Source organism: Candidatus Poriferisocius sp. (genome assembly GCF_965208355.1).
Lineage (GTDB): Bacteria > Actinomycetota > Acidimicrobiia > Acidimicrobiales > Bin134 > Poriferisocius.
Map to the genome: position 1 here is coordinate 296,735 of NZ_CBDBOM010000003.1, position 24,711 is coordinate 321,445.

22 protein-coding genes and 1 tRNA gene are annotated in these 24,711 nt (G+C 66.1%); 16 read left to right on the forward strand and 7 right to left on the reverse strand.

Going from position 1 to position 24,711, the window contains the following annotated elements:
• The first annotated feature begins 34 nt into the window (after positions 1-34).
• A complete protein-coding gene (locus ACOGXH_RS02670; RefSeq protein WP_419927572.1) occupies positions 35-1,732 on the forward strand; it encodes an N-acyl-D-amino-acid deacylase family protein in 1,698 nt (565 codons plus the stop codon).
• Here ACOGXH_RS02670 and dxs read toward each other — a convergent pair.
• Genes dxs through ACOGXH_RS02685 form a run of 3 tightly spaced genes read right to left on the reverse strand, consistent with a single transcriptional unit; the run spans position 1,729 to position 5,411 of the window.
• On the reverse strand, positions 1,729-3,582 hold the full coding sequence (gene dxs, locus ACOGXH_RS02675; protein ID WP_419927573.1) for a 1-deoxy-D-xylulose-5-phosphate synthase: 1,854 nt from the start codon (positions 3,580-3,582) through the stop codon (positions 1,729-1,731). The two genes, ACOGXH_RS02670 and dxs, sit on opposite strands and share 4 nt — an antisense overlap.
• Positions 3,583-3,611: 29 nt before the next feature.
• On the reverse strand, positions 3,612-4,394 hold the full coding sequence (locus tag ACOGXH_RS02680; protein ID WP_419927574.1) for a phosphatase PAP2 family protein: 783 nt from the start codon (positions 4,392-4,394) through the stop codon (positions 3,612-3,614).
• A gap of 21 nt (positions 4,395-4,415) precedes the next feature.
• Positions 4,416-5,411: a lysylphosphatidylglycerol synthase transmembrane domain-containing protein gene (locus ACOGXH_RS02685; RefSeq protein ID WP_419927575.1), complete on the reverse strand. Its 996-nt coding sequence runs from the start codon at positions 5,409-5,411 to the stop codon at positions 4,416-4,418.
• Positions 5,412-5,533: 122 nt separating this feature from the next.
• On the opposite strand from ACOGXH_RS02685, the gene ACOGXH_RS02690 reads away from it, so the two are divergent.
• The 6 genes from ACOGXH_RS02690 to ACOGXH_RS02715 all read left to right on the forward strand — a co-directional run bounded on the left by ACOGXH_RS02690 (position 5,534) and on the right by ACOGXH_RS02715 (position 14,467).
• A complete protein-coding gene (locus ACOGXH_RS02690) occupies positions 5,534-7,168 on the forward strand; it encodes an acetolactate synthase (protein WP_419927576.1) in 1,635 nt (544 codons plus the stop codon).
• 111 nt (positions 7,169-7,279) lie between these two features.
• Entirely contained in the window at positions 7,280-8,671 is a 1,392-nt protein-coding gene (locus ACOGXH_RS02695; protein WP_419927577.1) for a TldD/PmbA family protein, read from the forward strand.
• Positions 8,672-8,711: 40 nt separating this feature from the next.
• Positions 8,712-10,058 carry a TldD/PmbA family protein gene (locus ACOGXH_RS02700; protein WP_419927578.1) on the forward strand — a complete coding sequence of 449 codons (1,347 nt, stop codon included), beginning with the start codon at positions 8,712-8,714 and terminating at the stop codon, positions 10,056-10,058.
• Between the two features lie 24 nt (positions 10,059-10,082).
• A complete protein-coding gene (locus tag ACOGXH_RS02705; RefSeq protein ID WP_419927579.1) occupies positions 10,083-10,919 on the forward strand; it encodes an undecaprenyl-diphosphate phosphatase in 837 nt (278 codons plus the stop codon).
• Between the two features lie 231 nt (positions 10,920-11,150).
• Positions 11,151-13,988 (forward strand): hypothetical protein, encoded by a 2,838-nt coding sequence (locus ACOGXH_RS02710; protein ID WP_419927580.1) that lies wholly within the window; start codon positions 11,151-11,153, stop codon positions 13,986-13,988.
• A 26-nt stretch (positions 13,989-14,014) separates the two neighbouring features.
• Positions 14,015-14,467 carry a hypothetical protein gene (locus ACOGXH_RS02715; RefSeq protein ID WP_419927581.1) on the forward strand — a complete coding sequence of 151 codons (453 nt, stop codon included), beginning with the start codon at positions 14,015-14,017 and terminating at the stop codon, positions 14,465-14,467.
• A gap of 630 nt (positions 14,468-15,097) precedes the next feature.
• Here ACOGXH_RS02715 and ACOGXH_RS02720 read toward each other — a convergent pair.
• From ACOGXH_RS02720 to ACOGXH_RS02730, 3 genes are all read right to left on the reverse strand, one after another.
• Positions 15,098-15,739, reverse strand: a complete 642-nt coding sequence (locus tag ACOGXH_RS02720) for an SAF domain-containing protein (RefSeq protein WP_419927582.1) — start codon at positions 15,737-15,739, stop codon at positions 15,098-15,100.
• A 76-nt stretch (positions 15,740-15,815) separates the two neighbouring features.
• Positions 15,816-16,616: an S-methyl-5'-thioadenosine phosphorylase gene (locus tag ACOGXH_RS02725; protein WP_419927583.1), complete on the reverse strand. Its 801-nt coding sequence runs from the start codon at positions 16,614-16,616 to the stop codon at positions 15,816-15,818.
• A gap of 5 nt (positions 16,617-16,621) precedes the next feature.
• Positions 16,622-17,005, reverse strand: a complete 384-nt coding sequence (locus tag ACOGXH_RS02730) for an FmdB family zinc ribbon protein (RefSeq protein ID WP_419927584.1) — start codon at positions 17,003-17,005, stop codon at positions 16,622-16,624.
• A 75-nt stretch (positions 17,006-17,080) separates the two neighbouring features.
• On the opposite strand from ACOGXH_RS02730, the gene ACOGXH_RS02735 reads away from it, so the two are divergent.
• The 9 genes from ACOGXH_RS02735 (at position 17,081) to ACOGXH_RS02775 (ending at position 23,856) form a co-directional block, all read left to right on the forward strand.
• Positions 17,081-17,659, forward strand: a complete 579-nt coding sequence (locus tag ACOGXH_RS02735; protein WP_419927585.1) for a glycerol-3-phosphate acyltransferase — start codon at positions 17,081-17,083, stop codon at positions 17,657-17,659.
• Entirely contained in the window at positions 17,659-18,864 is a 1,206-nt protein-coding gene (glp, locus tag ACOGXH_RS02740) for a gephyrin-like molybdotransferase Glp (protein ID WP_419927586.1), read from the forward strand. The genes ACOGXH_RS02735 and glp overlap by 1 nt, the downstream gene beginning before the upstream one ends.
• A gap of 70 nt (positions 18,865-18,934) precedes the next feature.
• On the forward strand, positions 18,935-19,918 hold the full coding sequence (gene moaA / locus ACOGXH_RS02745; protein WP_419927587.1) for a GTP 3',8-cyclase MoaA: 984 nt from the start codon (positions 18,935-18,937) through the stop codon (positions 19,916-19,918).
• 35 nt (positions 19,919-19,953) lie between these two features.
• Positions 19,954-20,457, forward strand: coding sequence for a cyclic pyranopterin monophosphate synthase MoaC (gene moaC, locus ACOGXH_RS02750; RefSeq protein WP_419927588.1), 504 nt, complete (start codon positions 19,954-19,956; stop codon positions 20,455-20,457).
• 351 nt (positions 20,458-20,808) lie between these two features.
• Complete coding sequence (locus tag ACOGXH_RS02755) at positions 20,809-21,192, forward strand: hypothetical protein (protein WP_419927589.1); 384 nt, start codon at positions 20,809-20,811, stop codon at positions 21,190-21,192.
• 77 nt (positions 21,193-21,269) lie between these two features.
• Positions 21,270-21,343, forward strand: a tRNA-Ala gene (locus ACOGXH_RS02760).
• A 31-nt stretch (positions 21,344-21,374) separates the two neighbouring features.
• Complete coding sequence (locus ACOGXH_RS02765; RefSeq protein ID WP_419927590.1) at positions 21,375-22,379, forward strand: phosphotransferase family protein; 1,005 nt, start codon at positions 21,375-21,377, stop codon at positions 22,377-22,379.
• The gene (locus tag ACOGXH_RS02770; RefSeq protein WP_419927591.1) at positions 22,376-22,744 is read left to right on the forward strand and encodes a hypothetical protein; all 369 of its coding nucleotides are present in this window, start codon (positions 22,376-22,378) and stop codon (positions 22,742-22,744) included. The genes ACOGXH_RS02765 and ACOGXH_RS02770 overlap by 4 nt, the downstream gene beginning before the upstream one ends.
• Positions 22,745-22,746: 2 nt before the next feature.
• A complete protein-coding gene (locus ACOGXH_RS02775) occupies positions 22,747-23,856 on the forward strand; it encodes a hypothetical protein (RefSeq protein ID WP_419927592.1) in 1,110 nt (369 codons plus the stop codon).
• 11 nt (positions 23,857-23,867) lie between these two features.
• Here ACOGXH_RS02775 and ACOGXH_RS02780 read toward each other — a convergent pair whose 3' ends face one another.
• Entirely contained in the window at positions 23,868-24,698 is an 831-nt protein-coding gene (locus tag ACOGXH_RS02780) for an SDR family NAD(P)-dependent oxidoreductase (protein ID WP_419927593.1), read from the reverse strand.
• Positions 24,699-24,711: the final 13 nt, after the last annotated feature.

Sequence of the window (24,711 nt, forward strand, 5' to 3'; positions counted from 1 at the left end):
GGGTGTTGTCCTCGCCGCCTGAAAGAATGGCCCCATGTTTGATCTGCTGATCCGCGGGGGCACCGTTGTCGATGGGACTGGGGCTGCGCCCACCGTGGCCGATGTGGCGGTGGCCGATGGACGGGTGGCCGCGGTCAAGAACCGCATCGACGCCGATGCCGCTGAAGCGATCGACGCTGCGGGCCGCTATGTGACCCCCGGGTTTGTCGACATCCACACCCACTACGACGGCCAGGCCACCTGGGATCCGATCATGGCGCCGTCGGCCTGGCACGGGGTGACCACCGTGGTGATGGGCAACTGCGGGGTGGGGTTCGCCCCCGCCGATCCCAGCCGCCACGACTGGCTGATCGAGCTGATGGAGGGGGTGGAGGACATCCCCGGCGCGGCCCTGTCGGAGGGGATCACCTGGCGGTGGGAGACCTTCCCCGAGTACCTCGACGAGTTGGAACGGCTGCGCCGTACCATCGATGTGGCCGCCCAAGTGCCCCACGGGTCGGTGCGGGCCTATGTGATGGGCGATCGGGGGGCCACCACCGAGTCGGCCACTGCGGCCGAGCTGGCTGAGATGGCCCGCATCGTGGGCGAGGGAACCCAGGCCGGTGCGGTGGCGTTCTCCACCAACCGCCTGCCCATGCACACGTCGCTGACGGGAGTGCCGGTACCGGGGACTTTCGCCGACCATGAGGAGCTGGCCGCCATCATGGGCGCGCTCGACGGCCACTCGCTGGTTGAGGTGGTGCCCGCGGGATCGATGGGCGAGGATCCCGACGCACCCATCCGAGAGGTGGAGCTCTACCGGCGCCTCAGCCTGGAGACCGGCCGGGCCATCACCTTTACCATGGTCCAAGTCCACGTCAACCCCGGCCAGTGGCGCCAGCAATTGGACATCGTGGAGAGGGCCAACGCCGAGGGGGCCAAGCTGGTTCCCCAGGTGCAGGGCCGCCCCGGCGGGCTGTTGGCCGGATGGGATCAGTTCAACCCGTTCAAGAAGCGGCCCACCTATCAGCCGCTCGACCATCTCCCGCTCGAGGAGCGGCTGGTTGAACTGCGCAGGCCCGAGGTGCGGGCCGCCATCCTGGCCGATGACATCCCGGGCGATCCGGCCATGGGCATCCTGCGCCATTCCCTCCATGCCTCGTTTCCCTTCGACGGCGGACCAGTGTTCGAGCCCGACCCGTCGGAGTCGGTGGCCGCCATGGCCGAGAAGACCGGTGCCGATGTGTATGGGCTGGTGTACGACCTGATGTGCGAGCGGGGCATGATCCAGGTGTTCTTCACCGGGTATGGACACGGCGACCTCGAGGACCTGCGGGAGATGATGGTGCATCCCATGACCGTGGTCGGTCTGGCCGATGGCGGGGCCCATTGCAGGGTGATCTCCGACGCAAGTCTGCCCACCTATATGCTCCAGCATTTTGTGCGCGACCGGGAGCGAGGCCCCAAGCTGTCGATGGCCGAGGCGGTGAAGATGCTCACCTCCGAGCCGGCCGAGCTATACGGCTTCGCCGACCGGGGCGTGTTGGCCACCGGCAAGCGGGCCGATATCAACGTGATCGACCTCGACGGCATGAGCCTGCATCTGCCCGAGGTGGTTGGCGACCTGCCCACCGGCGCCTGCCGGCTGTTGCAATCAGCCGACGGCTACGACGCCACCATCTGCGCTGGAGTGGTCACCTTCCGAAACGGCCAGCCCACCGGCGCCCGCCCCGGCACCCTCCTCCGCCGCTAGACCTGTACCGCCAGCGCGTCGCGGGCGGTATCCGCTATGCCGGCGGGGTCGAGGCCGCAGTCGGCGAGTATCTGGTCAGGAACGCCCTGGGGGATGTACTCGTTGGGCACACCCAGCACCCGGATGGTCGGCACCGGGCCGCCGCGCTCGGCAAGGAGCAGGCGCTCGGCCACGCCGCTGCCTGCGCCTCCCTCTCGCCAGCCGTCCTCCATGGTCACAACCACCCGATGTCCGGCCGCGTGGTCCAGCATGTCCTCGTCAAGGGGCTTGACGCAGCGGACGTCCCACACAGTGGTCGAAATGCCATCGGCCTCCAGGAGCTCGGCGGCCTCTTGAGCATTGGCCAGCATCTTGCCCACCGCCAGTAGGCATACGTCGGAGCCCTCTTTCACCTTGCGGCCCTTGAGTCCGTGGCCCACTTCGTCCTCAGGTACCGAAGGAGCAGCCGTCTTGGACCACCGCATTGCCACCGGGCCGGTGGTGATCTCCAAGGCGTCGTGGAGCATCTGCTGGATCTCCTGATACGACGACGGCGCCAGCACGGTCATGCCGGGAATCTTGGTTAGCAGCACCATGTCGAGCACGCCGTGGTGCGACGGCCCGTCGTCGCCGGTGATGCCCGCCCGGTCGAGGCAGAACACCACGGGCTGGCCGTGCAACCCCACATCGAGGTTCACCTGGTCGATGGCCCGGGTCAAAAACGTTGAGTAGATGGCCACCACCGGGCGGAGCCCGCCCATGGCCATGCCCGCGGCTGCGGTCACCGCGTGCTGCTCGGCAATGCCGACGTCGAAGCACCGCTCGGGGAACCGCTCGGCGAACGGCAACAGCCCAGTGGAGTCGGGCATGGCTGCGGTGATGGCCACCATCTCGGGTCGAGCCTCGGCCTCTTTGATCATCGCCTCGGTGAACGCCTCGGTGTAGCTCCCCGGCTTGGCCTTCGACATGTCGTGCATGTTCTTGACCGGATCGTTCTCGGCCGGCGCATACCCCCGGCCCTTCTGGGTGAGCACATGCACCAAACAGGGGCCCTCCAGATGGGACACCCGGCTGAACACCCGCTCCAGCTTGCCCAGGTCGTGGCCGTCGAACGGGCCGAAGTAGTTGATGCCCAGCTCATCGAAGAACGTGCGGGGCTCGACCATTTCCCGCACCGCGGCCTTGGTGGCCCCCAGGGCTCGGCCGGCCAGATCGCCCACCCAGGGGATGTCCTTGAGCACTTTGCGGATCTGATTGTCGGTGCGCACGTAGCGGGGGTCCATCCGCACCCGCAGCAGGCTCTCCGACAGCCGGGAGATGGTGGGGGCATAGGAGCGCCCGTTGTCGTTGAGCACCATGGTCACGTTGCAACCGGAGTGTCCGATGTTGTTGAGTCCCTCGAAGGCCACGCCCCCTGTGAGCGAGCCGTCTCCCACCACCGCGATCACCCGGCGCTGCTCGCCGCCGGCGGCCTCCTGGGCCGTGGCCAGGCCGTGGGCATAGCTCAATACCGTGGACGCGTGGCTGTTCTCGATCCAGTCGTGGGGGGACTCCTCCCGGCTCGGATATCCCGACAGGCCGCCGGGCTTGCGCAGCGACTCGAACTGGTCGGTCCGCCCGGTCAGCATCTTGTGTACGTAGGCCTGGTGGCCGGTGTCCCACAGGATGATGTCGCGGGGCGAGTCGAACACCAGGTGGAGGGCCAGCGTCAGCTCCACCACACCTAGGTTGGAGCCCAGATGGCCCCCATTCGCGTTGACCGTTTCGACGATGAACTCGCGGATCTCCTCAGCCAGCTCGGTCAATTCTTCGTCGCCCAGACGGCGCAGATCAGCCGGACACGTGATTTTCTGAAGATGGTTGGTGTCCACGTCCCTCCCGTTGAATTGGGAGTTTCAGGTTACTCGCGTTCTCGCCATTTATGGAAGCCCCTTGCCCCCACCCAGCCCAGGCCCAGCGCCCCCAGCCCGCCCACCGCATCGATCCAGTAATGGTTGGCGGTCACCACAATGGCGAACAGGGTCAGCCAGGGATAGGCGGCGATGGCCCACTTTGCCGTCGGGTGCACCAAGTGCTTGCGCAGGGCCAGAAAACACCACATGGCCCAGGCGAAATGCAGGCTGGGCATGGCGGCGTACTGGTTGGAGAGGGTTTCGGCTGCCCCTTCGGTGAACGACCACAGCCCGCCCATCTCGTGCACGGTGTCGATATAGCCGGTTTCGGGGAGGTCACCGCCGTAACGGCCGCCCACCGATAGCAAGCGGGGCGGCATCAGCGGGAACAGCGCGAACCCCAAAAGGGCCGAACCGGTGGTCAACAGCCCGGTGGTGCGCCAGAACGGATAGTGGCGGGGGAAGCGCCAGTAGAGCCAGATGAGGGTGAAGGCGGTCACTGCGAAATGGAAGAGGCCGTAGAACAGGTTCCAGAACTGGATGAACGACACCCACCCGATGAACAGGTCTTGGAGATCGCGCTCGAAGTACAGGCCGATGCTGCGCTCCCAGTCGATCACCAACAACGCGTTGGCCTGCGCCTCGGCCGGCTCCACCGCCGCGGAGCCGAATTGATTGCGAACCCAGGAGTAGATGCCGTAGAAGGCGCCGATTACCGCCAGCTCCAGATACCAGCGGGGCCGGGTGCGGCTCTTGGATGCGGCGCCCGGCTTGAGGGCCGACAGTGCCATCGCTACAGGAGTCGGCCGCGGTCAGCGACCATGGCGAGAGCGCGAGGCCCGCTGCCAATATTGACCGCCGAACACCAGCGTCGGCAGCCCCACCAGGCTGCCGGCCACGGTCAGGAAATACAGCAACAGCCCCATGGCGATGGCCTGCTCGTCGATCACGCCCAGGTCGTGGAGGAAGAGAACCAACGCACCCTCCCGCAGGCCTAGCCCTCCCAGTGCAATGGGCAGCACTTGGATAATGAGCACCGCGGGGATGAACGCCATCAGCTCGATGGGCCCCAGGCCGTTGATTCCCACCGCCTTGGCTGCGCATCCCGCGGCGGCCAGCATGATCGCCTGATAGGCGAAGGCGGTGATGAGCACTCGGCCGGTGTCGCGGGGCTTGGCCCGCAGTTCGTCGATGCCCATGTGCAGGCCGTTGACGAAGCGGACCCAGCCGTTGCGCCTGCTGACCAGGCGGCCGAACCGCTGATTGCCCACCAGCAGCAGGATCAGGCCGAGAGCCAGCAGGGTGAGACCGGCGGTGCTGGCCGCCACCCGGGTGGGTGCGCCCAATCCCCGCAGCTCCTCGTCCAGTGCCAAGCCCAAGAGAGTGAACACCGGCAGCACGATCCAACCGCTGAGCCGCTCCAACAGCACCGAGGCAAAGCTGTGAGGGCCGTCTCCGGTGTCGTTGGTAAGACGGGACATCCGCAGCACGTCACCACCCACGGTGGTGGGCACGAAGTTGGAGATGAACATGCCCGCCATGTAGTGCGAGAACATCCGTCGGGGCTTCACTTGAAGCCCAAGGGCGACGGCCACCTCGTACCACCGGGCGGTGGCGGCCATATTGCCGATCACGGTGAGCACCAGCGCGCCGACCAGCCAGAAGGGGGTGGCCGAATTGAAGTCGGGCCACAGCTTGTCGGCGTCGAACGACGGCAGCCACCAGATCAACAAGAAGAACAGGGCCACACTGATGCCCACCCTGAGCAAGATGCTGAGCACCCGTCGGCCGGTGTGCTTCTCAGTCAAGCCTGGACTCGCTGACGTGAGGGGTTGACTCCGGGCACGCACCAACGGTGGAGGCGGCCATCGGGGTCATTCAGCCAAGGCTATTGTCCCGGCGAACTCCGATGGATATTACGGTGAGGCGAATGTCGGGAAATCAGGTGACCGGTCACGGTGGCGATCAGGTGTTGGCCGCTCTGGCTCCCTTTGGGGTGGAGGAGCTATTCACCCTGTCGGGGGGCCATATCTTCCCGCTGTATGACGCGGCGGTGAAGCAGGGCGATGTGGTGCTCTACGACGTGCGCCATGAGCAGACTGCGGTCTTTGCGGCCGAAGCGCTGGCCAAGCTGACCCGTCGCCCGGGGGTGGCCGCGGTCACCGCCGGTCCCGGGGTGACCAACTCGGTGAGCGCGGTGACCACGGCATGGCTGAACGGCGCGCCGCTGGTGGTGCTAGGGGGACGGGCCCCGGAGGCCCGCTGGGGTTCGGGCTCGCTCCAAGAGCTGGACCACGTTCCCATCATGGCGCCGGTCACCAAGCGATCACTGACCGCCGGCGGCGGCGACGATCTGGCCGCCGCCACCTACCGGGCCGTGCAGGCCGCCATGACCCCCCATCGGGGCCCGGTGTTCGTGGACTACCCCATGGACGTGCTCTTCTCCGAGGGTACCGGGACCGTGCCCGACGAGCCTATGCCGATGGGCAAGGCTCCTGATCCCGACGGAGTTGCCGCGGTGGTCGACATGGTGGCTGCCGCCCGCTGCCCGGCCTTGCTGGTGGGCACTGACGTGTACTGGGACGGCGCGTGGGACGAGCTGCGGGCCTGGGTAGAGGCCCAGCGGATGCCGGCGTTCGCCAATGGCTTGGGCCGGGGGTGCCTGCCGGCTGACCATGAGTTGTTCTTCAGCCGCACCCGGCGAATGCTGCGCTCCGATGCCGACCTGGTGATCGTGGCTGGCACCCCGCTCGATTTCCGGCTCTCGTTCGGCCGGTTCGGCGATGCCCAGGTGGTACACCTGACCGACAGCGCCGAGTCGGTGTCGACCCACGCCCAGCCCGCGGCGACGGTGTCGGGTGATCTGGTCCAGATGCTGGCCGCGCTGGCTGAAGGTCCCGCGCCGGCCTACCCCTCTGAGCGCGACCAGTGGGTGGCCAAGCTGCGCGACGCGGAGGATGCGGCCCGGGCCGAGGAGGAAGATCTGCTGACCACCGCGGCCGATCCGATCCTGCCCGCCCGGGTGTACGGGGAGCTGCGCCAGGTGCTGGACCGCGATGCGGTGGTGATCGGCGACGGCGGCGACTTCGTGTCCTACGCCGGGCGGTTTGTGGACTCGTACTTGCCGGGCCACTGGCTGGACCCCGGTCCCTACGGCTGTCTGGGCACCGGTCTGGGCTATGCCATGGCCGCCCGGGTGGCCCACCCCGACCGCCAAGTGGTGCTGATGCTGGGCGACGGAGCGGCCGGGTTCTCGCTGATGGACGCCGACTCGCTGGTGCGCCACAACCTGCCGGTGGCCATCGTGGTGGGCAACAACGGCTGTTGGGGTTTGGAGAAGCACCCCATGCGCCAGATGTACGGCTACGACGTGGTCGCTGACCTCCAGGTGGGGTGCCGTTACGACGAAGTGGTGGCCGCCCTCGGCGGCGCCGGGGAGACGGTGGAGCGCCCCGACGACATCGCCCCTGCCCTCAAGCGAGCCCTCGACGCCGGTGTGCCCTACGTGGTTAATGTGATCTGCGATACCGAGCACGCCTACCCTCGCCGTTCCAACCTGGGCTGAGTCGGCGGCGGCCCCTGTTACCGGATGGGATGGGGGGTCGGTAGGCTACGGCGGCAAGACAAAGGGAGAGGCTGTGATCGACGCGCAAGGTGAGAGACGGGGAGCAGAACTGTGATCGACGAGTCTGTTGTTGCCGGCACGCTGTCGGAGGCGTTGAAAACCGGGGGCGAGTTCGCCGAGGTCTTTGTGGAGGACCGGCGCTCGTCGTCGGCCCTGCTCGACGACGGCAAGGTGGAGGAGCTGAGCTCGGGGCGCACCCGAGGCGCGGGAATCCGCGTCGTGGTGGGCGATACCACCGGATTCGCCCACACCTCCGACTTGACCGAGGCCGGTTTGGCCAAGGCGGCTCGGGCTGCGGCCTCGGCCGCTCGGGGTGGAGGCGGGGGCCACCAGGTGGTGGCCCTAGACCGGGTGGATGCCCCGGCGCCCAATGATGTTCAGGTGCTGCCCGAAACCGTGGCCAAAGGGACGAAGGTGGAGCTCTTGGGCCGGGCCGACGAGGCTGCCCGTGCGGCCGGCTCGGCCATCACCCAGGTGTCGGCCCGCTATGCCGACGGGCGCCGCCGCATTCTGGTGGCCAACAGCGACGGGCTGCTGGCCGGCGACGACCAGGTGCGCACCCGCTTCGCGGTGTCGTGCGTGGCGGTGGGCGACACCGGCATGCAGACCGGGTTCGAGAGCGTGGGCCGCCCCATCGGCTTCGAGCTGTTCGACGAGTACGAGGTGGACGCCCTGGCCCGCACTGCGGCCAATCGGGCGCTCACCAAGCTGGCCGCCCAGCCCGCCCCCAGCGGCTCGATGCCGGTGGTGATCGGCCCCGGCGGCGGCGGGGTGCTGTTCCACGAAGCCTGCGGCCACGGGCTGGAAGCCGACTTGGTGGCCAAGCAGGCATCGGTATTCCGCAACCGGGTGGGCGAGCAGGTGGCCCACCCCGAGGTCACCCTCATCGACGACGGGACCATGGCCCGGGAGTGGGGCGCCTACGCCATCGACGACGAGGGCCGACCGGCCCAGCGCAACGTGCTCATCGAGAACGGCGTGCTCACCGACTACATGTGGGACCTGCTGCGGGCCCGCAAGGAGGGCCGGGAGAGCTCGGGCAACGGCCGCCGCCAGAGCTACCAGCACCTGCCCATGGTGCGGATGACCAACACCTACCTGGCCAACGGGTCCGAGGATCCCGCCGACATCATCGCGGCCACCGAACGGGGCGTGTACGTGGCCCACTTGGGCGGGGGCCAGGTGAACACCGCCACCGGCGACTTCGTGTTCGGCATGAGCGAGGCCTATCTGATTGAGAACGGCGAGATCGGCCCTCCCATTAGGGAGGGCAACCTCATCGGCAACGGTCCCGAGGTGCTGGCCGGCATCGAGGCCCTGGGCAACGACTTCGCCATGGGATCGCCGGGCACCTGCGGCAAGGATGGCCAGGGCGTCCCGGTGGGCGACGGCACTCCCACGCTGCGGGTGGCGTCGATGACCATCGGCGGAACCGCGGCGTGATCGGTCGGCGACGGGGGCCAAACATCGACAGGATCGCAGCGTGAACCCTGAGGAGCTGTTGGAGATCGCCGAGCGCATCGTGGGCTGGGGCCGCGACGGCGAGCAGATCGAGGCAGTGGTCGGCCACAGCCAGGAGACCGACGTGCGGGTTTATGAGGGCGAGATCGAGTCGCTGTCGGTGGCCGAGTCGCAAGGGGTGGGCATCCGGGTCATCGCCGACAACCGCCAGGGGTTCGCCCACGCTGGCACGCTCGATACCGACGTGCTGGAGGAGACCTTGGCCGAGGCCCGCGACAACGCCGTGTTCGGCTCCCCCGACGAGTTCTTCGGCCTGGCCGAGCCCGACGGGGTGGACCCACCGGTGCTCGACCTCTACAACGAGGCCCTGCTGGGATTCGGCACCGAGGCCAAGATCGACCTGGCCCTGGAGCTGGAACGGGCCGTGCTGGCCGGCGATCCCCGCATCGTGGGAGTGGAGTCGGCCGACTACGGCGACGCCCTGAGCGCCGACGCCATTGCCACCACCACCGGCATCCGCAGCACGGGCAGGGACACCTCGTGCTACGTCACCGCCTATTCGCTGGCCTCTGAGGGGGAGGAGACCCAGACCGGATTCGGGTTCTCGGTGGGTCGAGAGCCCGGCACCCTGGATGTGGCGGTGGCGGCCAACGACGCAGTGGAGCGCGCCACTCGGATGCTGGGCGCCGCCCAACCGCCCTCCGAGAGGGTCACCGTGGTGCTCGACCCGTTCGTGACCGCCCAGTTCCTGGGCATCATCGGCAGCACACTGTCGGGTGAGGCGGTGCTCAAGGGCCGGTCGCTGTTCGCCGACCGACTGGGCGACCAGGTGGCCGCGGCCAATGTCACCCTGGTGGACGACCCCACCAACCCGGAGGCGTTCACCGCATCCGATGCCGACGGCGAAGGCCTGGCCACCCGTCGCAACCAGCTGATCGGCGGCGGCCAGCTCGAGCGGTTCCTTCACAACAGCTACACCGGGCGGCGCTCGGGGTCGGCCTCCACCGGCTCGGCCGTTCGGGGTTACGCCAGCACCCCCGGAGTGGGCTGCCAGGCGCTGTCGCTGGTGCCCGGCGATAGGCCGCCAAGCGAGCTCATTGCCGGCATAGACAATGGTGTGTTGGTGCAGGGGGTGTCGGGGCTGCACTCCGGGGTGAACCCGGTGAGCGGCGACTTCTCCACTGGCGCCGAGGGGCTGCGCATCCGCAACGGCGAGTTGGCCGAGCCGGTTAGGGAGATCACCATCGCCTCCACCCTCCAGAGGATGCTGCTGGACGTGACCGCGGTGGGGTCCGACCTCACCTGGCTGCCGATGAGCTCGGCGGGAGTGTCGCTGGTGGTGGCCGAAGTCACCATGTCCGGTGCCTAAGGGATAGCCCCAGGCCACGAGGCCGTGTCGGTTCTACACGCCATTCTGCTGGGCATCGCCCAAGGGCTGACCGAGTTCCTGCCGGTGTCGTCCAGCGGACACCTCCAGATCATCCCCTGGCTGGCCGATTGGAACGACTTCGAGGGCAACGACGACCTCAAGAAGGCCTTCGACGTGGCTCTCCACCTGGGCACATTGGTGGGGTTGGTGGCCTGTTTGCGCCGCGAGGTGTGGGCGCTGGTGCGAGACGGGATTGCCGCGGTGGCCCGGCGACAAGCCGCGATGACCGCCGAGGGACGGCTGGGCTGGCTATTGGTGTTGGCCACCGTGCCCGCGGCGGCGGTGGGGGTGGGGCTGCGGTCGGTGATCGACGAGGCCGACGACGAGGTGTGGCTCACCGCGGTGATGCTTGCGGTGTTCGGCGTTCTGTTGTGGTGGGCCGATCGACGTCAGGGCCAGCGGTCCACCGAAAACGTCGGAGTGCGCGACGCCGTGCTGTTGGGTTTGGCCCAGGCCTGCTCGCTCCAGCCGGGCGTCTCACGCTCGGGGGTGATCATCACCGCCGGGCGGCTGCTCAGCTTCGATCGCGAGACCGCCGCCCGCCTGGCCATGCTGATGAGCGTGCCGGTGATCGCCGGGGCCGGCGTCTATCAGTTCATCGACATCGGCGGGTGGGGAGGCATCCCCACCAACGCTCGAGGCGCGTTCGCATGGGGCATGGCCGCGTCGGCAGTCACTGGGTTCGCCGCCGCCAAGGGGCTGCTGGCGCTGGTGCGCACCCGCAGCTTCGGCCCGTTCGCGGTGTATCGGGTACTGGTGGCCCTTCTGGTGCTCAGCCTGATTGCTTCGTCGGTTCGCTAGCGGCGACCAAAATACGTGACACTTGTGTGGCTGAGCTAAGGAGTTTATGAGCAAAAAATATGTATTTCTTGCTCCAATTCTTTCTAGTCCACGAAAATATATAACACATTATTCCACCAAAATACAGGCTGGTTTCTTGTGTTTTGTGGATGTGGCTGCATCTGTTTCGCATATTGGGCGGAATGGTGAGGGTTGTCGGGGCGGTAGCTGCTCTAGCTAATTGTGTCGTCCGTGACGCGTCGAGTTGTTGTGGTAGCAGTCAGCCTTGCGGTGTTTGCTGTGGGGCTTTCGCTGGTTGTTTCTTCGGGTGTGGGGCCGTCGGTGTCGGCCCATGACCAGACTGAGCGGGTGCGGGTGCGGGTGGCGCCGTTCACAGAGATGCGGTCGGTGTTCAACTACGAGACGCTGACTGAGGACGTCTTCAACTACGAGACGAGGTCGCGGTCGGTGTTCAACTATGTGACGCTGACTGAGGACGTCTTCAACTACGAGGACCGTCCGGTGTTCAACTACGAGACGAGGTCTCGGTCGGTGTTCAACTATGTGACGCTGACTGAGGACGTCTTCAACTACGAGACGGTGTGCATCTATTTGGGGTGCTACCGGGTGCGGGTGGCGCCGTTCACTCGGGAGGTGCAGGTGCGGGTGCCTCCGTATTTGGAGGAGTATCGGGTGCGGGTGGCACCGTTCTCCGAGCGGGTGCGGGTGGCGCCGTTCACCCGGGATGTTCAGGTGCGGGTGCCTCCGTATTTGGAGGAGTATCGGGTGCGGGTGGCGCCGTTCACCCGGGATGTTCAGGTGCGGGTGCCTCCGTATCTAGAAGAGGTGCCGGTCTTCAACTACGAGTGGCAGGACCAACCTGTGGCCCATACCCACACACCTGAGCCGACGCCGTGTCCTGCGGAGCGTTTTGATCAGTCGACGGGGGCGTGTTGGCCTGATCCGGCGAGTTGTGGTGACGACCACACGCATGACGGGTCTGCGTGCCATGATCCGGCCAGGTCCCACGCGGGGGAGTGCGGGCCGGGGACCGAGTTGCAGGGCCACAGCGACTGCGTCCCCGTCACCCCGCCCAAGTCTCCTGAGCCGACGCCGTGTCCTGCGGAGCGTTTTGATCAGTCGACGGGGGCGTGTTGGCCTGATCCGGCGAGCTGTGGTGACGACCACACTCATAACGGGTCTGCGTGCCACGATCCCGCCAAGTCCCACGCGGGGGAGTGCGGGCCGGGGACCGAGTTGCAGGGCCACAGCGACTGCGTCCCCGTCACCCCGCCCGAGCCCGAGCCGTCGTCGGAGCCCGAGCCTGAGCCCGAGCCGTCGTCGGAGCCCGAGCCTGAGCCCGAGCCGTCGTCGGAGCCCGAGCCTGAGCCCGAGCCGTCGTCGGAGCCCGAGCCTGACCCGACGCCAAAGCCTGTGCCGCCTGGCGCGCCGTCTTGGCCGTGGCTGTCATGCGTTGTAAATGACGAGGGTGGCGTGACGCTTACTTTGGGCTGGACTGCCGGCCGCAATGCTGAAGGCCATGAGGCCGAGGAGCTAGGCGGCGATTTGGCCAAATGGTCCAGCAACGACCGTGACGAGGTCATGTTCTCCACGGCTGCGACGCCTGGGGAGTCCTATCGGTGGCGGGTCAGGTCGACCGGGACGGGCGTCGCGCCGTCGGGCTGGACAAGTTGGGCCCACGTGGACTGCCCGAACCCCGGCGTCGGCGCGCCGACCAACCTGGCCGCAGCGTGCTCAGCCGGCGGGGTGCTATCGGTGTCGTGGAGGCATCGAGGGCCGCTGGTGCCGCTGGGCCTCCAGTTCGACGTGGAGGTGGACGGCACGATTGTCGGCGATGTCGGCTATAAGTCGGTGCCGAGCTCAGTGGAGTCTTATTCCTATTCGTGGAACGGAGCCCTCTCGAATAGGGCTCACCGGGTGCAGGTGCGCGTCGCCCCCTCCCCAGCGGGCGTCGAATCGGGTGAGGAGCGCGATTCGGCGTGGACCTTGCCGGTGACCGCGAACAAGTGCGCGGTGTTCAAGCCCTCTGCGAGGGGCTTCTCGGGGACGTGCACCAGCCACGGCGTGGTCCACCTAGACTGGGACCCGGTCAACGGTGCCGACCGCTACGACGTCAACTACGAAGCTGACGATACCCTGACAAACCCGGACCCCAACACCGACTCCATCCGTTACGAGGGCTCGGCCACCGAGGTGTACGCCCAGCGCTGGGAAGGCGAGACCTACAAATTCCGAGTCAGAGCTCGCGCCATAGCCGGCCAAGAATGGTCCGGCTGGACAGCCGCCAAAGAAGTCAAATGCGACCCCCTCAACCCCGCGTCGCCGGTGTGGCCGCAATGGCGCAGCCCGAACGGAGCCGGGCTGGTCGTGACCGAGCCAGATCCCGACAACCCGGGACAGACAATCCAACGAGTCCGCCATTGGACGAACCTGCCGCTGAACAGGTTTGTGCCCGACAGCACGAAGAACCCGAGATTGGGCCGCCACAACTGCTCGGCGACGAGGCGCAACGATGATGACGACGGCTGGATTCGCACCTGCACCATCTACTGGGCTGAGCGCGTAACAGTTCGAGCGGACTTGGCCTGGCACCCGGCGGACCAACCGCACATCTACGAGACCTCTCATGTGCACCGCCACGACGACGACACTGGCGACTACGGCCACGACAATGCCCACCACCACTGCACCCCCGAACTTGTCCAGACCATCATTAACGGCCCCAATCCGCCGCCTGGCCTCACCGGCTGCCCCATAGGCACTCCCCACGGCGACCATGTTGACTTCGACGACGGCAGAACCTGGGCCGACAGGCTCGGCCAGTACGCTGTGACCACAATCATCGAAGGGATACTTACAATCGTTGGTGGAGCGGCAGGCAATGAGGCTATCTATCAGCTAACCCAGGACGGTAAAGTCGAGTTGCCGATGGAGCCAGCGCGAGGCTGCGCCCCTACCGCTGGATGGCAGAAAAGAACGCCGGCAATAAAAGCGGAGATCACCTCCGGCGGCTACGCTACGGAGTACAACCACATCATCCACTATTGCGAGAATACAGGGAGCAATTGATGCGTCAACGCACTTCTGAGCGCCTCATGGCTCTTGAAGCCGGGAGTCTCAGCGACTGGCAATTGATCCGGATGTCTCTTACTTGTAGGGGAATCAATGCAGTAAGCCCTCCAGATGAAGCAGGAAGAATTCAGCGATTGCTTATCTGGTTTCAGAATTTGGGTTCTAAAGATGCCTCTGTGTTTGAGAAAGTAGTTATCGTGTCCATAAGATGCATTGCAATTTTTTGTGCAATTGTGTTTTTGGGTTTTGTAATTTCTGTACTGGAAATGTCTGGGGTTCCCTGGTGGAGCAGGTATTTTCCAACGAGTATACTTTTTTTAACATGGCTTACTCTCGCGTATTTTAGCAAGATAGCAGTGTTGAGAGCTGGAGGCGATGTACTGGTCGTTGAGGGATACAAACGACGCATAGAAGAGAAAGCAACCGAGAGGCGTAAACATTATCGGCCTATTTCTGCGCGGGAATTGGATGTCTGAGAAGCCGATGAAAACGCGATTGGAGTGGGTCTAGGCCGATCTTCTGGATCGAGGTCGCTTTCGGTCCAGTTTGTTGACTTGCTGTCTTCCACAGAATTTGCGTTGCGCTGGAGTTAGTCGTGGCCGGCAAGCCGTTGGATCAGGGACAGGGACGCTGATGGTTCGTGAGGTTCAGCCGTGTGGGACGCCGGCGGGGTATCAGCGGCATCGGTATCGGGGGGAGCCTGCGTGCGAGTTGTGTTTGGCGGCGTGGGCAGCAAAGGGGCGAGCAAGGCTTCGGGCTTCCGGAGTGTCGCCGCGGCAGGAGGCTTTGTGCGGGACGGAGGCGGGTTACAAGGCCCACATTCGGCGGGGTGAGGGAGCGTGTGGAGATTGTCTGGCGGCCCATAGCGAGGACGTGACTCGCCGGCATTTGGCGCGGGTGGCGAGGTTGCGGGCTGAGCACGGCGATAGGTGGGGGCGGCTGCCGCCGACGCCCGATGAGCGGTGCGGCGAGTTCCGGGGGTATCGGGCGCATCGCTATCGGGGCGAGATGCCCTGCGAGGCATGTCAGGAGGCCCAACGGGCCCATTCTCTGCGGCTAAAGCTTCGGGGGGGGGGGGGGGTGACCAGCCTCCGCGGATGCGCCGGTTACCCCGGCTGCACAAGGGCCAGAGTGATCGAGCCTTGGATTACCGCGGAGGCCACGGGGAGCAGTTCCTGTTCGGTGACGGCAATGGTTACGGCATGCTCGGCCGTGTCGGTGACTACCGCGGCGGTAGCCACGGTGAGGGTGGCCTGGGCTTGGGTGCCGCCGTCACCGGGGATGGGCAGCGTCACCAGCACGTCCACGAGGTCGCCGGGGGCCAGCGGGGGCAAAGCGGTGTGGGCGGGGATGGCCACTTCAGTTCGATCCCCGATGGGCAAGCCGCCCAGACGAGCCTCGGTCACGATCTCGCCGGGATGGAGGGCAGCCGAAGCCATCTCGTCGCCGACCAGGGTCGCCACCGCTCCAGCCGGCAAAATGAGGGCCGGGTACCGTCGGGCCTCGGTGTTCTCTGCACTGAGCGGTTCTCCGGCCTCAATAGGACGAATGGCCACCATCACCGGGTTGAGCTCGCCTAATGATGAGTCGTCGCCGGCTAGCCCGGCGATGGCGGCCACCACCAGTCCGGTGATCGCCGCGGCCACCGCCACCACCACCCAGTAGCTGCGCCGTCCGCCTGGTAGCCGGGCCAATAGAGATCCCCGCCAGGTGAGGGCTTGGTCGTCGGATTCAGAAGATGCGACCACGGGCGCGCTCCTCCGCCACATTTGAAGCGGGGGAAGCGCTGCTCAGGCTAGCGGCGGCGGGAGCCGTTGGAAAGGGTCAGGATGGCGGCAGGGGAGGGTCGAAGCCGTTGGTGCGATCGGAGCAGTCGGGCAGATTGGGGGCAATGGCTCGAATGGCGCCGAACAGCACCGCTCGCATTTTGTCGAGGTTCTGGGCGAAGAAGGCGAACACCTCGTCTTGGGTGACCGGTTCGATGTTGGGGTCGTCGTCCAGGCCCACGTCGTAGTCGGTGACCAGCGCGGCGGTGGCGTAGCAGATGCCCAGCTCGGCGGCCAGGGCGGCCTCGGGGTACTGCGTCATGCCCACCACGTCCCAGCCGTTGTCGCGGAACCAGCGCGACTCCGCCCGGGTGGAGAAGCGGGGGCCGGATATCACCGTCATGGTGCCCCCGTCGTGGGCGGTCATACCCTCGGCTTCGGCGGCTTGGAGCAGTGCCTGGCGGAGCTCCTCGCAGTAGGGGTCGGCCAGCGAGACGTGGTTGGTGACGGTGTCGAAGTAGGTGTCGGCCCGGCCCGACGTGCGGTCGACCAATTGATCGCACACCACCACGTGTCCGGGGGCCAGCTCGGGGCGAAGCGAGCCGCAGGCGCTGGGTCCGAAGATGGCCCGAACCCCGGCTTGTCGCAGAGCCCACAGGTTGGCCCGGTAGTTCACTTTGTGGGCCGGGAATCGGTGGCCAGGGCCGTGGCGGGCCAGAAAGGCCACCTCGATGTCGTCCACTAGGCCGATGGTGAGCGGCCCTGATGGTGGACCGAAGGCGTCGTCGCCGGGAACTTCTACGGCATCGTCCAGCAGGGAGTAGAGACCGGAGCCGCCGATGACGCCGATCTCGGGCATGGCGGCTAGTCGTCGGAGGAGCTTGAAGCGGCTTTGGCCGGTTCGCGGCTGGAGGACTCCGATGAGCTGCTGTCGGACTTGGCCCCGTCGGACTTCGCCCCGTCTGACTTGTCTTTGCCGTTGGAGCTGTCGCCATTGGTCGACGAGCCGGCCATGGTTGACGACTTGGCCCCTGAGCGGCTGTCGTTGCGGTAGAAGCCGTCGCCCTTGAAGGTGATGCTGGGGACGCTGAATACCTTGGTGACTTTGCCCTTGCCGGGCTGGGTGCAGGCGGCGGGGCTGGCCATCGAATCGGCCTTGGGGCAAACGGTCAAAGAATCCTCGGAGAACGACTGGATGACTTCGAAGAGGGTGCCGCAGGTTTGGCAGTTGTAGTCGTAGGCGGGCACGGAGTTAAAGGATAGGGGTGGGCTGTGTTTGTTGGCTATCTGAGGGGGTTGGGCGCGTTTCAGTATTGTTGGCGCGTGGACTGGGCATGGTGGCTCGTGCTGGCTGGCTATGCGTGGGGGACGTTTCCCGGCGCGCTTTTGGTGGGGAGGTATACGGGGCACGATCCGACGCGGGAAGGTTCCAAGAACCCGGGGGCCAGCAATGTGTACCGGGTGGCGGGGCGGTGGCCGGCCGCGTGGGTGCTTCTCAGCGATGTGGGAAAGGGGTTCATCGCTGCTGGGATGGGTCTGATCTTCGGCAACCAGTTGATCGGGGCGGCGTGCGGGGCCGCGGCGGTGGTGGGCCACATCGTGCCGCTGGGCCGCTACCGCGAAGGGGGCAAGGGAGTGGCCACCTTCGGGGGGATGCTGTTGGCCCTTACCCCGGTGGTGGGGGTGATTCTCATCGGCGTGTGGGCGGTGGCTTTGGCCCTCACCAAGCGGGCCGGAGCGGCCTCGCTGTTGGCGGTGGCGGCCGCGCCGGCGGCAGTGGCCATCCAGGGGTGGCCGGCGCCCGACGTCGGCGTGGCGATTGGGGTGGCGGTGGTGGTTCTTTCCCGCCACCATGAGAACATTCGCCGCATGTGGCGCAGAGAAGAACCGGCGCTTTGGTGATGATTCCACTGCCTGAAGCCCAAGAACGGGTGCTAGCGGGTTGCGACGTGCTCGATGAGGCGGTCGTGGGTGTCGGGCAGGCCCAGGGGCTGGTCACCACTGAGACCGTGGTGGCGCCCGAGCTGGTTCCCCCCTTCGACAACACGGCGATGGACGGTTTCGCGGTGCGGTCGGCCGACGTGGCCGATGCGCCGGTGACCCTGGCCATCGCAGGCACCATTGCCGCAGGGGTTCCGCCCGACATCACCGTGGGCGCCCAACAGGCTGCCCGCATCATGACCGGGGCAGTCATACCCCCCGGCGCCGACGCAGTGGTCATGGTGGAACTGACCGAGACCAGTCCCGACGGCTCCGAGGTAACCGTGGCCCAATCGGTGCCCGCCGGCAACCACATTCGACGGGCTGGCGAAGACCTGAAGGTGGGTCAAACGGTGTTTGGGCCGGGACAAGTGCTCACCCCCGGGCACCTGGGAGTGCTCACCAGCTTGGGCATGTACCAGGTAAAGGTGCGGCCGAAGGCCCGGGTAGGGGTCATGTCCACCGGCGACGAGCTGGTCGAGGGGCCGCAGCCGCTGGAGATGGGCCAAATCCGCGATTCCAACCGGCACACGCTGCTGGCCTTGCTGGCTGAGGCCGGATGCGACCCGGTGGATTTGGGGAGCATTGCCGATGACGAGGAAGACATTGCCGCCGCCATCCGGGCGGGAGTGGAGAAGTGCGATGCGCTGTTGACCTCGGGCGGGGTGAGCATGGGCGACTACGACTACGTGAAGAAGGTGCTCGACGAGATCGGCGACATGTCTTGGATGCAAGTGGCCATCAAGCCGGCCAAGCCCCTGGCCTTCGGTGTGGTGCAGGGCATCCCGGTGTTCGGTCTGCCCGGTAACCCGGTGTCGTCCATGGTGTCGTTTGAGCTGTTCGCCCGGCCCGGTCTGCGCAAGATGATGGGCCACCCTCCGGGCACCTGGCACCGCCAGCCGGTGATGGGCCGCGTAGCCGAGCCCTTGCGCCGCCGACCCGACGGAAAGACCCACTTCGCCCGCGTTCGAGTCGAGTACGCCGATGGTGAGTTCTTGGCCCAATCGGCCGGCGGCCAGGGATCGCACCAGCTGTCGGCTATGGCCGCAGCCGATGCTCTAGCGGTGGTGCCCGACGGCGAAGGGCTCGATGAGGGCGAGCCGGTGTCGCTGCTGATTCTGCGCTGACCGCCAACCAACCGGTGCCGGATTGGCTTTCCACAGTGTGTTCGGCGCTTTATTCGGCCAGAATGGGGGAGTGAGCGTGCCGCTGATCGACGGCTTTGGACGGGTACACCGGGATCTCCGCATCTCGGTGACCGACCGGTGCAATTTCCGTTGCACGTACTGCATGCCCGCCGACGGGCTCGACTGGCTGCCCCGCGAAGACCTGCTCACCTTCGAGGAGATCGAGCGCATCGCCAGATTGATGGTCGACCACTTCGGCATCGACAGCATCCGTCTCACCGGCGGGGAGCCCACTGTGCGGGCCAACCTGCCGGTATTGGTGCAGAAGCTTGCGGCCTTGGACGTCGATCTGGCTCTGACCACCAACGGTGCCACCCTGGGTCTGCTGGCCGACAAGCTGGTCGCCGCCGGGCTGCGGCGGATCAACATCTCTCTCGACTCCTTGCGACCCGAGCGGTTCGAGGAGCTCACTCGCCGGGCCGATTTGGACCGGGTGCTCGATGGGATCGACGCCGCCTTGGCCGCGGGGCTGAATCCGGTGAAGGTCAATGCGGTGATGATGCGGGGCATCAACGACGACGAGATCGTGGACTTCGCCCGGTTCGGCCGGGACAAGGGCGTGGAGGTCCGGTTCATCGAGTTCATGCCCCTGGACGCCGACCTTTCGTGGAGCAACGACAAGGTGGTCACCCTCGATGAGATCGTGACCACGGTGGGTGAGGAGTTCCCCCTGGCCCCCGTTGAGCGGTCCAACTCGCCGGCCGCGGTTTGGCATTACGCCGACGGGAAGGGCTCGTTCGGGGTGATCGCCAGCGTGACCGACGCATTCTGCGGAAGCTGCGACCGGGTGCGGCTCACCGCCGAGGGCATGTTCCGAAATTGCCTGTTCGCGGTAGACGAGCACGATCTCCGGGAGTTGCTGCGCTCAGGAGCGAGCGACGACGAGATCGCCGATGTCATCTCCGATGTGGTGAAGGACAAGTGGGCCGGACACGCCATCAACCAGGTGCACTTCATCCGACCGGGCCGTTCGATGTCACAGATCGGGGGGTGATGTGACATGGGGCTTGGCGTGACGAAGAAGTTGATGTGACCGACGCCGGATTCACCCACCTCGACCCTCTCGGCCGGGCCCGAATGGTTGACGTTACGCCCAAGGATCCCTCGCACCGTCGGGCCATTGCTCGGGCCAAGGTGTTCATGAGCGCCGACACCGCCTCCGCGGTGGCCCGGGGGGCCATCGGGAAGGGGGATGTGCTGGCGGTGGCCCGGGTAGCGGGGATCCAGGCGGCTAAGCGCACGCCCGAGCTCATCCCGCTGTGCCACCCGTTGCTGGTGGGGGCGGTGTTGGTCAACTTCAGGATCGAGGACACCTATATCGAGATCGAGGCCGAGGTGGAAACGGTCGACCGGACCGGGGTGGAGATGGAAGCTCTCACGGCCTGCTCGGTGGCTGCGCTGACCGTGTACGACATGTGCAAATCACGGGACAAAGAGATGGTGATCAGCGAGGTCGCCCTATGGGAGAAGACGGGTGGGCGCTCCGGTACTTACCGGCGATCTGGAGACGCCGACGCGGCCTACGACGACTGACCGTACCCCCTGAAGTGCCTGCTGAAGACTGGGTGGCGCGGGTGGACTTTCTGTAGTAGAACCGTAACAAGTGTCAAGTCCCTGTAATGTCCATCGGCCTGTTGCGGTAGCGCGTTCAGAAAGCCGTCGCGATGGACACAGGCGCGACCATCCACCAGTGAGCACGCTAATAGGGCTTACCATTTATTGTGCAAGGGACCCCCGAGATTGGTGACATCAGTGTTGCTCATGATCTTGGCAGCTGCTTGGGCTGCCTTTTTACTACCGCCCCTGATCCGCCGGGCGCGTAACGGTCAATTCGGGTTCAGGCGGCGCACCCCGCAGTTGGGTTTCCGAGCTCCGCTTCGCTCAGTGAATCCCCGTCTCGCTGAGCGGGGAGCCATGGCCGCACCAGTGGTGGCCCTTCGCCCCAATATCGCCCTGCCGCCTCGGGTGTACGCTAATCAGATGGCTTCGAATTCGAATCGAGGCATACCCCGGAATTCGATCGACGCCCGCCGCCGTCGGCGCCGCATCCTGGTGACACTCATCGTGGGTGCGCTGGCCTCCTTCGTTTTCGCCGTCTATCTGGGCGGGTTCGCCTTGGTGGTACACCTGCTGATTGACGCCCTGCTGTTGGGCTACGCCATGCTGTTGGTCCAGCACCAGAGAACCCGCGAGGATCGGCTCAATCCGGTCGGTACCGACGACTCGCAGCCCCGCTCCTGGGACGTCGCCTCCGGCGGCCAGCGCTGATCTCTTTTTCCCGCTGACTCCTGCTCATTCCAATCGCGGTTCGGCGCGCCTTCCCCATTAGGCTTGATTCGTCTTTTGGGGCTGTAGCTCAGTTGGCTAGAGCGCCTCGTTCGCAACGAGGAGGCCGGCGGTTCGAGTCCGCTCAGCTCCACTTCTCGGTCACTGAGTAGCGTGTGGCGGCAATGGCCAGTGACTTTGACGCCGCCCTAGAGGGATTCATCCGAGCGCGCTTGGGCGAGGTTGACGGGCTTCGCGTGGAAGGCGAGGCCCGGGCAACCGGAGGGCAGTCACGGGAGAACTGGCCATTCGATCTGCATTGGCAAGATGGCGGGCAGTCGCACCATCGACAGTTGTTCTTGCGGCGGGATCCGGTGGGCAGCGTGCTGGAAACCGACCGCAGGGTGGAGTTTGAGGTGCTGCGGCGGTTGCACGACCAGCCAGTGCGGGCTCCCGAGGTGGTGTGGCTGGACGCCGACGGGTCGGAACTGGGCCGCCCGGCGATGGTGATGACCCGCTATGACGGCCACAACGACCACTTCATTCTGCAAGGAGGCAACGGTCGGCCCGACGAAGACTCCCGAGTGGGGATCGCCTCGCAGATGGTGGACTTGATGATCGAGATCCACGCCCTGGACTGGAAGATTGCCGGACTGGACGAGGTGCTGGCCGTGCCGAGTGATCCGGCGGAGGCGGCCATCGACGAATGGGCCGCGGTGATCGAGCGCCAGGCGCTGGAGCCTCAGCCGGTGCTGGCTTATGTCGAGCAGTGGATGCGCCGCAACCGGCCCGAGCCCGGCGAGATCACCGTGGTCCACGGCGACATCAAGCCGGGCAATGTGCTGTTCGAGGGCGATCAGGTGCAGGTGCTGCTGGACTGGGAGACCGTCCACCTTGGAAATCCCGACGAGGATGTGGGATGGGTGACCAACCCGCTCCGCCGGGTCGAGCACCAGATTCCCGGACGGTGGGAAGCGGAAGACCTGGTAACAGCCTATGAGGCTCGTACCGGCCGGACCGTCGATCGGGATGCGCTGCGATTCTGGCAGGTGCTGGCCAACTACAAGCTGGCGGCCATTGTCATCACCGGGGTGCGCAGCTTCTGTGACGACCGCACTCTTCGGGTGTGGTTGGGAGCTGGACAACTAACCAAATTGCTCTTGGCCCAGACCGCGGAGGAGTTGGGATGAGACCGACATTGAGCGAGCAGATCATCGGGGCCCGCCGGGTGCTGGTGGAGTTGGCCGCGCCCGAGGTGTCTGACTCCTATACGCAGGAGCAGATCGCCTTCGCGGCCGCGGCCCTAGAGCACGCCGCAGCACGATGGTCTGAGGTGTTGCCCGATCTGGTGACCGATATCCGGGCGCTGGAAAAGGTCTTGGGCATTGAACCGGCGGTGCTGGAGGAAGCCGTGCCCGGCGTTGTTGACTACGAGGCAGCCGACGGATACCACCGGAGCCTGCGGGCCCAGCTCACCGACGAGATCATGAGCGGGTCGGAGCCGTCGCCCGCGGTGCGGGCCTACCTGGCCGATTCCACAGAAAGGCTGAAATAGCCATGCTTGGACCCCTTGACGACACCCTGTGGCACCAGATTGCCGAGCCGTTCGAGCACGTCGGCACGTCGGATCCCCGGTTCTTCGACCGCTACTGGTTCGCGGTCTACGACCCGGCCGGACAGGCCGCAGCGCAGTTCACCATGGGTTCCTACAACAACATGAACGTGATCGATGGCGGGGTGGTGATGGTGCGGGGCGGCACCCAGCACAATCTGCGGGCGTCCCGGGCCCTGCGCCCCCGCTTCGAGCCCGAGGTGGGGCCGATGCGGGTGGAGCCGACGGTCCCGCTGGAAGAGCTGCGGGTTCTCCTGGCCCCCGGCGATCACTCCATCGCCTGCGATCTGGTGTGGCGGGCCGAGCTGGCCCCTGAGATCGAGAAGCCCCACGTGGAGCGGGAGCGGGGTCGGGTGACCCAGGACTACCAGCGGTTCAACCAGGTGGGGGTGGTGGACGGCTGGATCACTATCGGCGACGAGGGCTTAGAGGTGGACGGCTGGTGGGGTGGTCGGGACCACTCTTGGGGAGTGCGCCCCTCCATGGGCATCCCCGAGCCGGTGACCGGGCCGCCCCGGCAACACAGCGAGGTCGGCACGCTGTTCTACTTCCTGTTCTTCTCCACCAATCGGCGGGCCGGCCATGTGCAGATCATGGAACGGGGATCGGAGAGGGTGTACCTCACCGGGCTGATCCGGGATCGGGACGCTCCCGATGTCGACCGCCACGTCACCGAAGCCGATCTGTCATTGGACTTCTTCGCCGACACCCGGCGATTCTCGTCAGCCGACATGGCGGTGAGCCTGGACGACGGGCGGTCGCTGCGGCTCGGCTCGACGCCGCTGGGATCGGCAGTGGCCATGGCCGGATTGGGCTACAGCGGCGGGTGGAACGACGAGCTCGGCCTCGGCGTTTATCGGGGTGAGTCGTGCATCGAGCACGAGATCTGGGATGTGAGCCATCCCGCCGACGTGGTGCCCGCCTCCGGCGAGGTGTTCACTCCTATGCACCGCATCGCCCCGGTTACTGTTTCCACCGACGATCCCGATGAGACCGGCACCGGCAGCCTCACGATGATCGCCAACGGCCGACTTCCCCAATACGGCCTGGACTGACGGGCTCCGGACTAAGGAGCGTCGGGGAGGTTGGTGAAGCCCCGGCCGTCGGCGCGGCGGTACCACCCCTGGGCGGTCATGGTGCCGCCGTCTACGGGAATGGTCTGGCCGGTCATGAAGCGGGACTGGTCAGAGGCCAAGAACAGCGCCACCTCGGCGAAGTCGTCGGGGTTTCCGAACCGGCACAGGGGGATATTCCGGGTTACCTGCTCGAGGGGGCGATCCCGCAACATCTGGTCGAGGGGGGTTTGCAAGGTGACGGCCATGTCGGGGGCGATGCAGTTGACCCGGATGTTCTGGTCGGCCATCTCCAAGGCCACGGATCGGGTGAAGGCGATGATGGCGGCGTTGGACGCCGAATACACCGCGATCCGGGGCATGGCCCGCAAGGCCTCCACCGTGGACACGTTCACAATGGTGCCGCCACCCCCTTCCACCATGGTGGGCAAAAAGGCATGGGTGCAGCGCAATACGTGGCGGAAGGTGATGTCGATCTGGGCGTCCCAGTCGGCCTCGGTGGTTCTGATGAATTTGCCGGCCCCTGGCCGGTAGTCGCCCACGTTGTTGACCAGCACGTCCACTCGGCCCTCGCCAAAATCCACGGCTGCTTGATGGAACTCGGCCACCACCCCGGCGTCGGTGATGTCGCCCACCACCGCGATGGCCCGCCCCCCGGCGTCGGTGATGTCACCCACTGCGGTGTTGGCCAGGTCGGCGTCGATGTCGTTGACCACCACCGCGGCCCCCGCCTCGGCGAACAACCGGGAGATGCCGCCCCCGATACCCCCGCCTCCACCGGTGACGGCCGCGATTTTGTTGGCTAAAGGCGTTGCGCTCGGCATCCGAGTTTTCTAG